The organism is Spirochaetales bacterium (assembly GCA_016930085.1).
Lineage (GTDB): Bacteria > Spirochaetota > Spirochaetia > SZUA-6 > JAFGRV01 > JAFGHO01.
On sequence record JAFGHO010000053.1, the window covers coordinates 1 to 14,459 of the forward strand.

Genomic DNA, 14,459 nt, shown 5'->3' on the forward strand with positions numbered 1-14,459 from the left:
TATTGTCCACTACTCTTGCGAGTAGCAGATTTCTTGACTCATAACCCGCTCTTGTTTCTCCCTTCCCTCTATATTTCCAAAGATCAAACGCCTTGAGAGGCCGAATTGTAATGTATATAAAAAAACGGCCGCACGTCAAGAGGTAATGAACATTACATCACCCTTTTATTCAGGGCGGGTTCATTAATATTAAGAAAACCATCTCATTCGGAAGTGGTTTTTTGCTATAATTGAGTAGTTTTTCCCGAATTTACCGGAAAAAATTACTTAATCTTTTTATCTATATGTTGCCAGAAAACAGATGAATAGTCAATCACTGAAATTACAGCAATGACCGCACACAATATAAACACAATTTCCTTTACGCATGTCACTATGTCATTGATTTGAGGAAACATCAATAGCTTTCGTAATGAAAAATATATCATACCTGTAATACCCGCGCAGGCATAAAACCATGCCTTAATCTTGCCCGACCATCGGGAACCGAACATAATGCCTCTTTTTGCGATAAAAAGTCTGATAAAGGAAACGGTGATGTCCCTGTAGACGAGGACAAGCAGAATCCAGACGGGCATAAATCCCATTCCGGTAAAACAGATGAAATAGGTAAGCCTGCTGAATGAATCCGCAAACGGATCGAGCACTTTCCCCAGTTCGCTTTCTTCGTTTCGCCTCCGGGCAAGTATACCGTCAAATAGGTCGGATAGTTCAATAGCGATGAAAAGTATCCAGAGAATGATAAAGAGGAACCATGTCGCAGCGGAGCACACATCGATAACAAAAAACAGGATAAAAAAAACAGGTGAGAGAATGATCCGCAGTATTGTTACTTTATTTGCCTGAGTCATGAAATTATAGACGATACCCGCCCGGTATTGAAGAATGATCTGCATCAGGGTGTCTATTTTTCTTTTTCATTTTCGTCCTTTTCTTTGTCCCTTCCGGTATCGAATCCTTTCATCATGTTGTCAAAAAAATCACCGATATCCTCGACCGCCTTATTTACTCCCTTGATGATATTATCAACCGGCTCGGAAAGAACGCTCGCAAGGGGGTCTTTCGATCTTTTCATATCTTCTGTGTATTGTTCGGCCGCCTTTCTCAATCGATTGACGACATCCTCCTTGTTTTCATCTTCTCTCCTGATGTATTCCCCGCCGAGTGTTTTTTCATAATCGCCGCGATCGATCCATGTTTTTAATTCGGTAAGCCGTAATACGGGAAACGGATGTGTCTGCCTGAGAAGGACCAGTATTTTAAAGACGCTGTCGATGATATCACCCCCTTCGTCATACTCCTGTGCCTGTTTGAAAAACTCGTCAATATTCATTTGTTCGACCTTGGTCCCCCCGGCCAGTTTCATAAGCAGCGTATAGGATACATTGGGGTCCTGCACGGCAAGGAGTCCCGCCCTGTCCGCACTCAATTCACTTTTCCTGAACCATTCATACAGGGCGGCGATAATCGCCTCGATGACCATCCGTGAAATCGGCAGCTGGAGAAGGTAGAGGGAAAGGTTGATAAGCAATATAAGAAGAGTTCTGTAGAGGGCGTGACCGCTTATGCAGTGACCGACCTCATGCCCCAGAATGGCCACGGCCTCTTCGTCCGTGAGTTTTTCGACGATTGAAGAGTTGAGAATAATAAATGGTTTTTCATAACCGAGTGCACCTGCGTTCATGAAAGGGTTCTCGGCAACATAGAGTTCGGGAAGATATGGGGTATCGAGTGTGGTGCACACCTCCTGTAAAAGCGTATGGTAGCGGGGAAATTGATATGCGTTCACCCGGACAGCCGAACCCAGAGCGATGAGACGGAAGGCCTTGTCGCTGACGATTCCCAGTAATTTCTGTAATAAAATATCGAGCGCGGGAATCTGTTGCAGCGATGCGAGGGTCGCCCTGTCTGCGGGATGTTCCCATGCGAACGGACTGATATTCGTTAATATCACTTTTTTCTTTTTGCCCATATTCCCTCCTCCTGTCGTCTGTTCATGATTGATATTATCACTATATCGCTCTTTATTGTACAATGTCAAGGTATGGCGTTTCCACCGGTTTGGGTGTGTTTTTCAGGGTTAAACTGTGTTTATACGAATTTATTTTTCTCCAATAAAAGTTGACCAGAAGAAATTTTTATTATAGATTTTTAACTAGTGTCAATGGAAAGGGTAAATCTATTAATAGTCGACGACGAGAGTGAATATCTCGACCAGATGGTCGAAATCCTCAGGGAAGAAGGATATTCCATTTTTACGGCCCCTTCCGGGGACGGCGCTCTTGCCGTTATGCAAAAGGAAAATATCGATATCGTTCTCCTCGATATCCTGATGGGCGGGATGACCGGATACGAGGTCTGCAAGGAAATCAGAAAGCGTTATAATACGAAACCAATGCAAATCGTACTCATTACCGGTCTGACGGAGGATCACTATCTCGAACAGGCGATCGAGGTCGGGGGAGATGATTTCATTCATAAACCCATAACGCCGATCGAACTCCAGCGTCGAATAAAGGCGGCAGTGATCAGGTTACGAAGCCAAAAGAAATTATTCAGCGAGCGCGAACATCTCAAAGAAACGGTTATTGAAAAGGAAAAATTTTCCAATAAAGTACTCGATCAGCATAAAACACTGAAAAAGGAATATGAAACGATCAAGAAAATGAATGTCGAACTCACGACGTCGAACAAGGAATTGAAAATAATCGCCCGCTTCGACATGCTTTCCGGTCTTCTTAACAGGATGAGTCTATTCGATCAGATCGACAAAGAGATAGAACGTTCGGTACGTTCGGGTACGACATTGACCGGTATTATGCTGGATATCGATCATTTCAAGAATATCAATGACAATTTCGGTCATCAGGTTGGCGATATGGTCATCAAAGCCCTCGGCGATATGCTCAGGAAATCACTCAGAAAGTATGATTATGCGGGCAGATACGGGGGGGAGGAGTTCTATATGGTACTCACCTCGGCCAATCTTCAACAGGGGTTTATCATCGGCGAGCGCTTCAGGAGGGAAATGGAAGAAAATCCGATTAATTGTGCGGGGAAAGAGGTTCATGTCACGGTCTCCATGGGAATCGCACAGTATCGTACCGGTGAATCGCGTGATTCCTGGATTCAGCGTGCGGACAAGGCCATGTACAAGGCCAAAAAACTCGGAAGAAACAGGATTGTCCTCGAGTAGGAATAGCCCGTCGAGAAACTGTTACGCCGGGCTGTGATATACGTCAATAAGCCGCAAAACTCGAGCGTCCCTGACTTCCTCGCGCCGCCGGTGTTATCGCTTTCACAAGCGTTGAAAAATTGAACGCGCATGAGGATGCGCACCCATATATCATCTGAATTGCTTTTTTATAAACCGGTCAAACTCGGCGGAAAAACAGGCAAGCGAATCATCTTCGTTTCTTACAATATATCCCTTTCGTTCCAGTGCCTCGGCGGGAGGAGAAGCCCCGTCAGGTTGTTTTCCCCCTGCTATCCTGCCGAATATGTCCCGTTCATCATCCGATAACATTTCGAACACATATTCAAAATGCGGTGTTGCCTCTTCCCTGAACATATCGGTGACATCCCTGGGGGTGGTTTTCCTTACAAAATTTTCGGCGTCACATCCTTCACAATCAAGATATTCGAACCAGGCCGAACAGGCCATCTGGAGGAAGAAAGGGTACGTTCCTCCCAGTTCGAGTATCTTGTCGCAGACAGGGGCAAGTGGAATCCCCCACTGTTCCGAGGGTTTTTCTATCAATTCACGGGCTTCGTTCGTCGTAAAAAGACCGATGTGATGGACCGCGAATATATTGAAAAAGGGAGAATCCGATATCTGGTGCGATACGCACATGTCTTTTAAATTCTTCCCGGAAGCGGTGACAAAGGCCAGGGCGTAATTGTTGGCAAGGGATCGAAAGAATGAATAGAATGCCGGGCCGATATGTTCGTTTTTTGTCACGGATTCAAACTCATCCAGAAAAAGTATAAACTTATACCCGCTTTCCGTTATCTGTTCACAGAGAAAGCGTAACCCGTCAAAGTCTTCCTTGCATACTATCTCTATCTCTTTTCCCATCTGTTTTTTCAAGGCGGAAAAAATCATTGTAATGACCTGGGTTTCGTCCGTTGCGCGCATTTGTTGAAAATCAATGAAGAGAAAAAGGTATTGCTGCGCCTCCTCCATTCCGGACAGCCTTGTTTGAGGAAAGTTGAGATAATTGAGGAGCGATGATTTTCCGATCCGCCTTTCGCCGACAAGCGAGACGGACTGCGGACTTTCTGAGGAAATGCGCCTCAGGATTCTTTTAACCACCGATTTCCTTCCGAAAAACATATCAGGGTGGGGGATCATCACACGGTTGAGATAGGGGTTGCCTTTTGTCATCAGAGGTCTGATCTCTTTCTGTTTTTCCTGCAGATCGACGGGCTTCCTTATGACGACTTTCTGCTTCAGCGGAACGGCTTTTTTTACAGCCTGGGCTGGTTGCATGCGGCTGTTCCATGATTTCCTTATATCTTCTTCCGGCCTGTTGTCCCAGTTCACGACATAGAAATCGATCTGCTTCGTCTTTCCTTTTACGAAATCCTTACCCAGAAAAACGAGGGGGAAATCCTGATCCGCTATTTTTTCCTTTAGTGATCCGGAGATGAGGATTTCGGCGGCTCCGGCACGGGCTTCGACCCTGGCGGATGTATTGACCATATCACCGAAGAGATCCCTGTCGTCGACGACCGCCTCTCCAAAATGAAGCCCCATCCGGACCTGTATCCTCTGATTTTCGTGCTTTGTGGCATTATGTGAGGCGAGGGCGGTCTGCATCTCGATCGCGGATCTGATGCTTTTAACTGGGTCTTCGAAGCTTGCCATAATCGAGTCGCCGATCGTCTTGATGATTTTGCCGCCATACTTCTCGATGATGGGGAAAAGGAGATCGTTATGGGTCTGAATCATCTGCCTTCCCGCGATATCGCCCATTCGTTCGAAATAATGGGTTGAACCCACGATATCGGTAAAGAGAAGGGTAATCGGTTTGGTGTATTCCTTGAGAATCTCACCGTCGATCTCTTCGAGTAATGCTTGTCTCTGTCGTAACAGTTCTTCGATATTTTTCATGGCTTCCTGTACCTTTGGCGGTTAATAATATTTCTGCCCCTTGAAAAGCCCGGCAGCCGGATTTCGTTTGAGAAAAGCGAGAAAAGCAGGTGAAAAAGGAGATAACAATTCATCGTCTTCAACAAGAAATCCATGCCGGATCAAAGGCCGGAGAAGATGAACGTCTTTTTGATCGGGTTGCCTTCCTTTTGCTATGTGCTTGAGCGGTGAAGAGGCTTCTTTCGGTAATATTGTCAATATTTCTTCGAAGTATGGGGAAATGACGGGCAATAATTTTTGTTCGTAATGGTTTTCATCCAATTGTAAAAGAGCGGGATTTTTTTCATATCCGCAAGCGATAAGCTTGATCATATAGGGGATGGGACCAGCCCACGATATGATGTTATCGGCGACCTCTTTTTCGATCCCGGAGATCGTTTGAAGCAGTATTGCGCCGTTTTGCACGGAAAGCGGGCCAATGGCGAAATTGGTAAAGATATTGAAAAAAGGAGATTCTTCTATATCCTTGGCGACACATAATTTCTGGAGTTCCAAAAACGATGTGGTTACATATGCGACATTATAATTGTTGGCCAGTGAACGTAAAAAAGAAAAAAACTCCAGGGGGAATTCCTTGTTTCCGGTGACAAAGTGAAAATCATCGAGCAGGAGAATGAGTTTTTTCCCCGCCTGATGAATATCCTGCACTATTTTCTGAAGCGTCGCATACTGATTCGTATCCGGTTCCATATCCGGTGAGGCGCTGCCGATTATTTTTGAAATGAAGTGTTCGGCCCGTTCCGAGGCATGCTCCTGTGAATGCATCAGATAAAAGATATAGTTATCCGGTTGTTTGAGGTGCTCGTTTCTGATTTTCTCATTGAATATATAGTTTATAATCGATGTTTTCCCGCTTTTTCTTCCGCCGATAATCGCGATCGATTGGGGCCTCTCGGCGCCGATACGGGAAAATATCCGTCTGATGATAGCCGTTCTTCCGAAGAAATCATCGGGATTGGTGACAGGTGCATCGGGATCGATCATGAATATTCGTCTCCTCTTAAAAGTTAAAAAACAGGTATATATTTAAATTGGCAAATAAAAACCGCAGCATATCCGGGATAATGTCAATCGAATCATAGCCTGAAGTAATCTCGGACGTTTTTGAACCGAGCATCAGATCGAGTCTTACGATCTCGACTTCTGCGGCAAGTCCCAGACCTATACGCCAGATCACTTCACCGTGGCCACATAGACCGAGGGAATGGGTAAAGCCATAGTAATTGCGGTCGTTTTCAAGATAATTGTCCAGAGAAAAGATATAATATGTCGATAACCCGAAAACGACCTGTTCTATCCTGAACTCCGGAATCCAGATGATCCCGCCCTGAACGCTGAAATTTTCGAGCAGTCTTGCCGTCAGCTGAACTCGTGCATCGAGGACCAGGCTGAAATCCTCACTCAGGTTATAAGCGTAATGAAGCCCCGGTTGAATGATCGAAAGCAGGGTATCCTGGTGTTTAACAAGCGATGTAATGATACCGATATTGTGCCGTTTTGTCGTTCGTGAGAACCTGGCGAGGTATTCGGTTTTAACTTCATTAAAGAGTTTGATGAGTCTGGGTGGCACGACGGTAGGATCGTCGAGTTCGAGGCCCAGATCGAGACGTATCGCCTGGAGAAAGAGAAATCTAATCTCTTCCTGATAACCTTCGGTCAGAAAAACAAATGAAACCATAGCCCGAAGCACATAGATATCCGACCGGACGCTGACCGGGTAGAATATGTCCTTTTCCAGAAATTCGTAGATATATGAATCAAGAAGCTGTTTGCATTCTTCATATTCTCCCTGATCATAGAGTTCTTTCGCATTCATGTATTTCATCTGCGCTTCTTTTCTCGATTCCGGCGTATCGGCGCCCCCCTGTGCTTGGATTGCCGCGCAAAAAAATGATGTGATTGCGAGCATGGTGATGATATATCCGGTGGTTCTCATCAGCTACTCCTTTAAGATTTCGGGTGGTTGTTTTTTGGTGAGATCCCAATCGATGGTTAGGGTTTTCCCCTCTTCGACCGTGACGGTGACGGTCTCGGATATCTTGAGGCTTTCGTTTTCAATTTTCAGCTGTTGCGTGCCCGCTTCCACCCTCAGGGGTTTCACCCGCGGGGTTTCGACCGGGTGGGCCACTTTTTCCTCGAACTCGATCACCGAGGTATCCTCGAAATAGACAAGTGCAGTGGGCCGTATCCGCAAGACAATGAAGCCGGATATGCGTTCCAGGTCCATTTCGACTGTTATCGGGGCTTCCTTGTCGACGGCGACCTCTTTCGATACCGTTCTGTGACCTTTGAGTTTTAGTTCCACCGTATATGTGCCGGGATCAAGCCCGCTCAAGACATTCGGTGTTTTCAAATCCGTCTTTTCCCCGTTCACGATGATGTCCGCGCCGGGGGGGGTGCTTGAAATGATGATCGAACCGATGGCGGCTTTTTGGACAGTCCGCGGAGTTTGCTTATTTTCCTGCCCGGCAGCCCCCGACTCCTTCTTGAAACTGACCTCGATCGCCTGGTTATCGGTATTCACCAGTGTCGCCATATTGATTTTTTCACCCGTCTTCGGATATATAAATTGAAAAGTATGGTCTCCGGCGGTCATGACCGGGTAGACGATCGTCAAAACATCGTCACCGCCTTCACTTGAAAGGGTCAGGGCTTCGTCGATGACCACACGAAATGGCCCGTAATTCGAACGGAAAACGATATCGTTCACTTCACTCCCGGCTTCAACGCCCGTGCGTATGTCTTGCCCGTTTCCTTCGGCGATACCGGTAGCCTCGGGGCCTTTCAGGTTGGCGCCGGAAAGAATAAAAACCCAGAAGAGAATGATGCCGATGACCGGCACTGAAGCGATGAGGCCGACGATGACGGGATTTACGGGCCTTTTCAATCCCAGACCTATTTCCTTTGTCACTTTCCAGATGGAATGCTCTTTTTTTATCCATCTCCTGAAGATATCCATGCGAAAAGAGTATTCCTGGCGGTCGTTTTTTTTGAGAAATTCCATATGGTAGGCATCTTCAAGCAGAATATTAATACGTTCTTTCTTGAACGGCAGCTGGATCTTGTTTTTCATCAGGTATGCATAGATTTCCTGTGTTCCCGCTACTGCCGCGGGTCCTTTCAGCACTCCGCTTAATGCGGAAAGTATGAGTCTGATATAATCGCCGAGGTTGTTCCACGAGTAGATCATCTGGGGTAATGGATTGTTGACGATATCCTTGATAACGGTTTTGAGATCCTCCGGGGAAACATCGTTACGCTCTTCCTCGATAAGCAGGTCGACGATATTCTGGCATATCACCTGAGTGTAGAAGGGTTGGCCCCCGGTAAGTCTGTAAATCGACCCTATGACATCTTCCGGATAATCGATGTAATCTTTCAAAGGATCGGTAATAAGCCGCGCGGTATCGTTTTCAGAGAAGTAGGAAATTTTTCTGTATATCGATTTTCCGAGTAGCGATTTCCAGAAATCGACCTTCCTGTTTTCCAGATTTGTCGACCCCGTAAAAATAAACGACACCTTGTACGGGCTTTCCAGAATCCCCGAAAGAAAATGGATGACCGATTCACTGAATGTCCCGTCCTTGATCTTTGTTTCGATCAGTTCATATTCGTCGAGAAGAAAGAGTACTATTTTTTCCGGATATCGCTCCCTGACAAGATCCAAAAATGCCGTAAAAAGACTCTCGGTTTTTTTCTCCGGGGCGGTGTTTTTAATCGTATCGATCGTAAGTCCCGGTATTGAGAGTTGTGAACACGCGACATCGAGGATTGCTTTGAAGAAATCAGTATCGTTTTTTATGCCGGCGAGTATCTGCATATCGATAAGAATGGGAAGGAATTCTCCGCCGAGCCGGCCGAGCCGTATCTGAAAAAGAATCGATGTTTTGCCGCTTCTTCTGTCACCGCAGAAAATCAGAACCTGATTCGAGTGGCCGCCTCCGATCTTTCGGATTACATATTGAAAATCGTCTTCCCGGCCGAAGAACATCTCCTTTGTCTTTATAGGATTACCGACAATATAGGGATTATAGGGTATCTTTTTCATCACTGATCAAAATTATAATACATTTTGAACCGTAATGGTAGGTTAATACTTCTTTTTTTTATAATAGAAGAATAAAAATTGAGTCGAATTATTGTATAGCGAATATTGTCGTTCAGCGTGCGATTTTCTCACCGGAATGAAGCATCTCCGCCCTGTTTCGGCGTTTTTTTGAATCACCTCGACGGATATTATTGCGGCTGTACGCGAGAAATTCGCGATAGCCGCTTTATCGGTTACGGTTTACTTCCGATGAGGGTGATATTCATTCCGATCTGGTAACGTTCTCCGCTTTCCGGATTGGTTACCTTTTCACCTGCATAAAAACCGACCGATCCCGTTGAAAAATGTTTTTTCCCGGCGATAAACGATCCCCAGGTCTTCCCCTCCGGGGATGTAATTGTTACTTGAAGAAAATCCGGCGCTTTCTGGTCTCTTTTTTTCGGTTCGGGCATGGAACCTCCTTTTGAAATATATGTTCGACTGGGTGCTGGCTATTTATACATCAGGTTGAGGAATATGTCAATATTTCGGGGGCATTGCAGTTATTTCAAGTATCCGGATGTTTTTATATATCGGTTTTTATATTATACTGTTTCCTGAACAATATAGTTATATATCCGGACGACTCTGAACCGGGTTCGGTTTTATTTAACAGGATAATTCGATATGGTGTTAAATAAAAGACCGGAAAGCAGGCTCCTCATTATACTCCGGAAGGACACAGCGACAGAATCGTTGCGTTATGTATCGCCCCCGGAGGAAAACGAATTATTTCCGTTAGCAGGGACAGGACATTAAGAATCTGGGATGCCGATATGGGGCGGTGCATGATCTCGATTAAAAAGGGTATTAAAGACATTACCTCACTGGCAGTAACGCCCGACGGTAATCATTTTTTGACGGGCGGGAAAAACGGAGTCATAACGATGCGGGCTTTGGAAAACGGAAAAAAATGTAATAGATTCGAAAGTAAATTATCGGCAGTAAATAATGTTCTGGTCACCGGGGACGGGAAATATGTTATATCGGGGAGTGAGGATAAAACGGTGAGAATATGGAACCTGACTTCAGGAAAATGTCTTTGGATTGTCGGGGGATATCATTGGGAAAATAATGCGGCGGTTCGTTCAATGGCTATAACACCCGGCGGCCGCTATATTGTATCGGCAGGTCTGGATATTGTTATCTGGAAATTCGGTAAATTGACGTTAAAGCTGCCGGATTTGATTCGTTTTATATTGTGGGGATTAACGCGGTCAGGTCCGGCACGAATTTTTACAATAGACGGTTATATGTATGCAAATGTGCTATTGATTATTAACGGTAACTATATCGCTTACTCATCGGACCGAATTGGGGAAGTTAATTTGATAAAAAGAAATAATGGGAAATGTGTTTGGGTTTTGGAATCGATGAATACGAAGAACACCGTACTGTCTCATACGGACGGCACACTAATAGCAGCCGGCTGTGAAAACGGCACGATACACCTCTGGGATTTAAAACTTATAGTATAAGCAGGATTTACAGAAATAATGAAACGCACGATAATTATCGGGGACATTCATGGCTGTATCGACACCGGTATATGTCACGGGGGGTATCTTACAGCAGACACTATTCCCGATTTCAAGATATATTCGGTCAAGGCCGCTAAGAATTATTGGTCCAAAATCAAACATGAATGGAAGGGTATTGAATTATGAGTGTTGGTTCATTGAAAACATCATCCGCTCCCTTCACAGGTTTTCGATAGTGGATGTGCTATCGGGTCATTTTACCTTTATTTCAATAAGGCCGTATTTGCCTTTATCCCTGACCGCAATATAGTAAATACCATTTTTTTCTTTTAATATGTAGGCGTTTTCAAACAACGGTTCAATAATAATTCTTCCATCACGGTCGATCACACCGGATTTATCATCTTTCTTGATTCGTCCCCAATTTATGTAATATTCAACCATATCATACCGTGGTTCTACGATTGTGCCGGTTGACGTATCGACAAAGCCCGCTTTTCCGTTCTTGATAATAATTATATATTTATTTTGAACACTGTAAATTGAATCATATTTCGGTTCTACGACTATATGTCCTATTTTATCGATAAAACCCCATTTGCCTTCACTTTCAAAGGACGCCATTTCTTCCAGTATGAAATCACCGACGTCAACAAAAGACGGTTCGATAACAAGTGTGCCGTTTCTGTCCAGGAATCCCCACAAACCGTTTTTATTGATTTTAGCCAGCCCATGATAAAATGTTTTTCCGACATAATCATACTGCGGTTCAATGATTGTTTTCCCGGTCTTATTGATAAAGCCTTCTTTTCCTTCGATTTTTATTGACGCGTAGTCATTCTCGAGTTTCCCGATACTGTCATACACAGAAGCCAACACAATATTGCCGTCAGTATCCATTAATCCGTATTTGCCTTCTTTCGTCACCTTAAGTAAATCCCTGAATTCTTCCCTGTTTTCCGAACAACAAGTGAAATACTCTATTGTATCAAGCTGGGGTTCAAGAAGTGTTTTGTTCCCATATTTATCCATTATTCCCCATTTACCGTTTTTTTCTATCAATAAATTGCCGTCAAGAAGATTTTTAATGCAACTATATTGTGGAGGCTGCTTTATCCTGCCTGTGACATCAATGAGTCCCCATAACATGCCGGATTTTATCTTGAACACATTTGTCACAATTTCCCCCTCATTATTCGAAAAAGAAAGCGCTTCCATTTCATTGTATTCCGGTTCGATTATGATTTCTCCCCGGGATGACATCATTCCCCACCGGTTGTTTTGTTTAATCATGACATAATTTTTTCCCGGATAATCGCTGATTTTCACTTCATCGAACATTGGATTTATCAATAATCTGTATTTAAAGTTGAAAAATCCCCATTTCCCGTTTTTTCTGACCGGTGTTATTCCTGCAAAACCAAGGCGTTCTCCTAATTCGTCAAAGCATGGTTCAATGACGAAGTCTCCATTTATATCAATGAATCCCCATCTGCCTTCTATTTCAACACCCATCATTTTGCCTAAAAACGACACTTCGACGGTATCAAACCTGGGTTCAATAATGAAGTTTCCTTTTTTGTCAATGAATCCCCATTTCCCTTCTTTTTCAACGCCAACCAATCCTTCCGAAAAAAAATAATATGCCCGGTGAAATTGAGGAGGAATCACTATTTCACATTCGGTATTAATAAAGCCTGCTTTTTGATCGAGCCATATCCGGGCGAAATCATCATGCCCGGGATGCTCGATAGATCCGTATTTTATATCCAATACCATATTACCGGATTTATCGATGATACCCCATTTATCATTTTTCTCGATAAGAAAACGATTGTCGTCGAAAACCTCTATTTTCTCGAATTCAGGTTTCAATATATATCGATAACCGTTACCGGAGCTGCATTGGAATAACAGAATGACTGAAAATAATAAAATGAATATAGCTGTAATTTTATTCATTTTTTCTCCTTTTTCACGTATCAGCGTTAATGTAACAAGTATAAAAGCTGTAAAGATAAGGAAAACAGATAATAATAAATTATTTTGATTTACGGGTCAAGGAAAGGAAAATAAACGCTGAAACGGCCATATGACTGTTGGAACTGAGTGGTTACTTATCGAATTATGTTCTCCCCCGCCTCCATCTCCCCAGGTTGGAACGAGAAGTAAATGAAACCGCCATGGCGGAAAGAGATGCTCCTGTTTGCACCGGCGGCAATGCGTAAGACTTTCTGTCAGAACGAAAAATCAAGGAAGAGAACGAGTTTCAAAAACTCGAACCGGTATTCCGGAAGGTCCGGCCGGGGATTAAAAGTGAAGGGGTGGATTATTGCCTTGATTCCCGTAGAAAAACTGAAGAAACGGATCGCAATTCCCGCGCCACTGCACACATACACACAGGTGCCTAAAAGCGCCGCCTCATCTTCGGTAATAAGTCCATATCCTTTACCAAAGCGCCACTGGACTGTCCCCATCCCGATTTCCATGAACGGGTCTATTTTCGCCTCACCGCCGAGGAAGTGAAAAGCGGCAAAAACACTGAAATCAAAAACAATGAAGGTGTATATGGGATTACCGAGTGCGTCATAGCCCGGGTAATTTACCAGTAACAGAAGCATACCGATTCCCAGCTTGTCAAAAGTGATTTCAGTGTGGGCGCCGTACCTGAAGTCCTCTTCCATATGAAAAACCATCTCTGTGTCTCCTGAAACGAGGGCGTCGATATCGAGGTTGGCGGCCATATCGATTCCAAGATGTACATCGGAAAACAGGAATGAAGAGACCAGCAGAAGGGGCGGCACAAAGCACGACATCGCGATCCCGGTAATGTGTCTGCCGGGGGACTTCTTGCATCGGTTTTTCATAATAATGTCCTACATTGATATGATAAGTGATTGCATGACCGAAATCAAGGGAATCCGGATGACAAAGTCCTGTCAGAAGGGGTCATTATAAACAGGTGTATTCAAGATAATTTCGAATCGTAAAACTCAAGCGGGATGAGGGACAGCCTGGTGAAATCGATATTTCGATTGACAAATGACCATAAAATACTAAGATTATCAATGGAGGTGTTTGTAAAAATCGACTCGATTAAATATGAAGTATGTAATACAGGAGAATTAAGTTGAATGATAAACTATCGATAATTACTTACAATGGTCAAAAGATAATATTTCTGGATCTGACGAATTTAAAGGAGGAACATATTCTTGCAACCCATCCTGACCTGGTGGAATTTTCCGTAAAAAACAACATCCGGCTATTATTAATCGATACGACGAATACAATAACGACACCAAAGGTAAAGGAATCATCTGCCAATACGACAAATAGAATTGAAGAAAAAATCGGCAAGACGCTTATTGCCATAATCGGGTTGCGGGGAATTCAAAAATTAATTGCGAATGCTATCGTCAAAGGAATTTATTTTGCAAAAGATAAAGACGATGGCTGCGAGTGGCTGGTTAAAAACTCCGGTAATTTGAGTTAGGCTTGACATTATAAGGAGGATATTCCTGCTTTTTGCCGGAGCCGGAATATTGATTAAAAAAACAATGTCTCACGGACGCCGATCTCCTGAATGTATGTTATATATATGTTGTCTGTAAGCGCAGTTCTGAGAATATTCTTATCTTTTTTCTTGATAGATAAAATGAAAACTCCTATTATTTATAGAAGGGATACCGAGTATCCCCGGGAATCCGCCGGTACGGGTGTTCCCGTGGATGCG

13 protein-coding genes and 1 pseudogene are annotated in these 14,459 nt (G+C 43.9%); 5 read left to right on the forward strand and 9 right to left on the reverse strand.

Going from position 1 to position 14,459, the window contains the following annotated elements; genetic code table 11:
- Nucleotides 1-263: 263 nt before the first annotated feature.
- Entirely contained in the window at nucleotides 264-896 is a 633-nt protein-coding gene (gene pgsA / locus JW881_08490) for a CDP-diacylglycerol--glycerol-3-phosphate 3-phosphatidyltransferase (protein ID MBN1697536.1), read from the reverse strand.
- Nucleotides 897-904: 8 nt separating this feature from the next.
- Nucleotides 905-1,972, reverse strand: a complete 1,068-nt coding sequence (locus JW881_08495; GenBank protein MBN1697537.1) for a M48 family metallopeptidase — start codon at nucleotides 1,970-1,972, stop codon at nucleotides 905-907.
- A 192-nt stretch (nucleotides 1,973-2,164) separates the two neighbouring features.
- On the opposite strand from JW881_08495, the gene JW881_08500 reads away from it, so the two are divergent.
- On the forward strand, nucleotides 2,165-3,196 hold the full coding sequence (locus tag JW881_08500; GenBank protein ID MBN1697538.1) for a diguanylate cyclase: 1,032 nt from the start codon (nucleotides 2,165-2,167) through the stop codon (nucleotides 3,194-3,196).
- A gap of 150 nt (nucleotides 3,197-3,346) precedes the next feature.
- Here JW881_08500 and JW881_08505 read toward each other — a convergent pair whose 3' ends face one another.
- From JW881_08505 to JW881_08525, 5 genes are all read right to left on the reverse strand, one after another.
- Nucleotides 3,347-5,116 (reverse strand): hypothetical protein, encoded by a 1,770-nt coding sequence (locus JW881_08505; GenBank protein ID MBN1697539.1) that lies wholly within the window; start codon nucleotides 5,114-5,116, stop codon nucleotides 3,347-3,349.
- A gap of 21 nt (nucleotides 5,117-5,137) precedes the next feature.
- Entirely contained in the window at nucleotides 5,138-6,139 is a 1,002-nt protein-coding gene (locus tag JW881_08510; protein MBN1697540.1) for an ATP-binding protein, read from the reverse strand.
- Nucleotides 6,140-6,155: 16 nt separating this feature from the next.
- Nucleotides 6,156-7,091 (reverse strand): hypothetical protein, encoded by a 936-nt coding sequence (locus JW881_08515; protein ID MBN1697541.1) that lies wholly within the window; start codon nucleotides 7,089-7,091, stop codon nucleotides 6,156-6,158.
- Between the two features lie 3 nt (nucleotides 7,092-7,094).
- Nucleotides 7,095-9,203 (reverse strand): PEGA domain-containing protein, encoded by a 2,109-nt coding sequence (locus tag JW881_08520; GenBank protein MBN1697542.1) that lies wholly within the window; start codon nucleotides 9,201-9,203, stop codon nucleotides 7,095-7,097.
- 233 nt (nucleotides 9,204-9,436) lie between these two features.
- Entirely contained in the window at nucleotides 9,437-9,655 is a 219-nt protein-coding gene (locus JW881_08525; GenBank protein ID MBN1697543.1) for a hypothetical protein, read from the reverse strand.
- Between the two features lie 279 nt (nucleotides 9,656-9,934).
- Here JW881_08525 and JW881_08530 point away from each other — a divergent pair.
- From JW881_08530 to JW881_08540, 3 genes and pseudogenes are all read left to right on the forward strand, one after another.
- Nucleotides 9,935-10,012, forward strand: a pseudogene (locus tag JW881_08530) (hypothetical protein).
- A 117-nt stretch (nucleotides 10,013-10,129) separates the two neighbouring features.
- Entirely contained in the window at nucleotides 10,130-10,720 is a 591-nt protein-coding gene (locus tag JW881_08535; protein ID MBN1697544.1) for a hypothetical protein, read from the forward strand.
- Nucleotides 10,721-10,738: 18 nt separating this feature from the next.
- Entirely contained in the window at nucleotides 10,739-10,909 is a 171-nt protein-coding gene (locus JW881_08540) for a hypothetical protein (protein MBN1697545.1), read from the forward strand.
- A 66-nt stretch (nucleotides 10,910-10,975) separates the two neighbouring features.
- Here JW881_08540 and JW881_08545 read toward each other — a convergent pair whose 3' ends face one another.
- Together JW881_08545 and JW881_08550 are read right to left on the reverse strand one after the other, a co-directional pair.
- A complete protein-coding gene (locus JW881_08545; protein ID MBN1697546.1) occupies nucleotides 10,976-12,685 on the reverse strand; it encodes a WG repeat-containing protein in 1,710 nt (569 codons plus the stop codon).
- 275 nt (nucleotides 12,686-12,960) lie between these two features.
- Complete coding sequence (locus JW881_08550; GenBank protein ID MBN1697547.1) at nucleotides 12,961-13,590, reverse strand: hypothetical protein; 630 nt, start codon at nucleotides 13,588-13,590, stop codon at nucleotides 12,961-12,963.
- A gap of 263 nt (nucleotides 13,591-13,853) precedes the next feature.
- Between JW881_08550 and JW881_08555 the strand changes: the two genes are divergently transcribed.
- Nucleotides 13,854-14,219, forward strand: coding sequence for a hypothetical protein (locus JW881_08555; GenBank protein ID MBN1697548.1), 366 nt, complete (start codon nucleotides 13,854-13,856; stop codon nucleotides 14,217-14,219).
- Nucleotides 14,220-14,459 lie beyond the last annotated feature (240 nt).

Excerpts from the sequence above, each read along its gene's own strand:
- pgsA (MBN1697536.1), bottom strand. The coding sequence starts at position 896 with ATGCAGATCATTCTTCAATACCGGGCGGGTATCGTCTATAATTTCATG.
- JW881_08495 (MBN1697537.1), bottom strand. The coding sequence starts at position 1,972 with ATGGGCAAAAAGAAAAAAGTGATATTAACGAATATCAGTCCGTTCGCA.
- JW881_08500 (MBN1697538.1), top strand. The coding sequence starts at position 2,165 with ATGGAAAGGGTAAATCTATTAATAGTCGACGACGAGAGTGAATATCTC.
- JW881_08505 (MBN1697539.1), bottom strand. The coding sequence starts at position 5,116 with ATGAAAAATATCGAAGAACTGTTACGACAGAGACAAGCATTACTCGAA.
- JW881_08510 (MBN1697540.1), bottom strand. The coding sequence starts at position 6,139 with ATGATCGATCCCGATGCACCTGTCACCAATCCCGATGATTTCTTCGGA.
- JW881_08515 (MBN1697541.1), bottom strand. The coding sequence starts at position 7,091 with ATGAGAACCACCGGATATATCATCACCATGCTCGCAATCACATCATTT.
- JW881_08520 (MBN1697542.1), bottom strand. The coding sequence starts at position 9,203 with ATGAAAAAGATACCCTATAATCCCTATATTGTCGGTAATCCTATAAAG.
- JW881_08525 (MBN1697543.1), bottom strand. The coding sequence starts at position 9,655 with ATGCCCGAACCGAAAAAAAGAGACCAGAAAGCGCCGGATTTTCTTCAA.
- JW881_08535 (MBN1697544.1), top strand. The coding sequence starts at position 10,130 with ATGCGGGCTTTGGAAAACGGAAAAAAATGTAATAGATTCGAAAGTAAA.
- JW881_08540 (MBN1697545.1), top strand. The coding sequence starts at position 10,739 with ATGAAACGCACGATAATTATCGGGGACATTCATGGCTGTATCGACACC.
- JW881_08545 (MBN1697546.1), bottom strand. The coding sequence starts at position 12,685 with ATGAATAAAATTACAGCTATATTCATTTTATTATTTTCAGTCATTCTG.
- JW881_08550 (MBN1697547.1), bottom strand. The coding sequence starts at position 13,590 with ATGAAAAACCGATGCAAGAAGTCCCCCGGCAGACACATTACCGGGATC.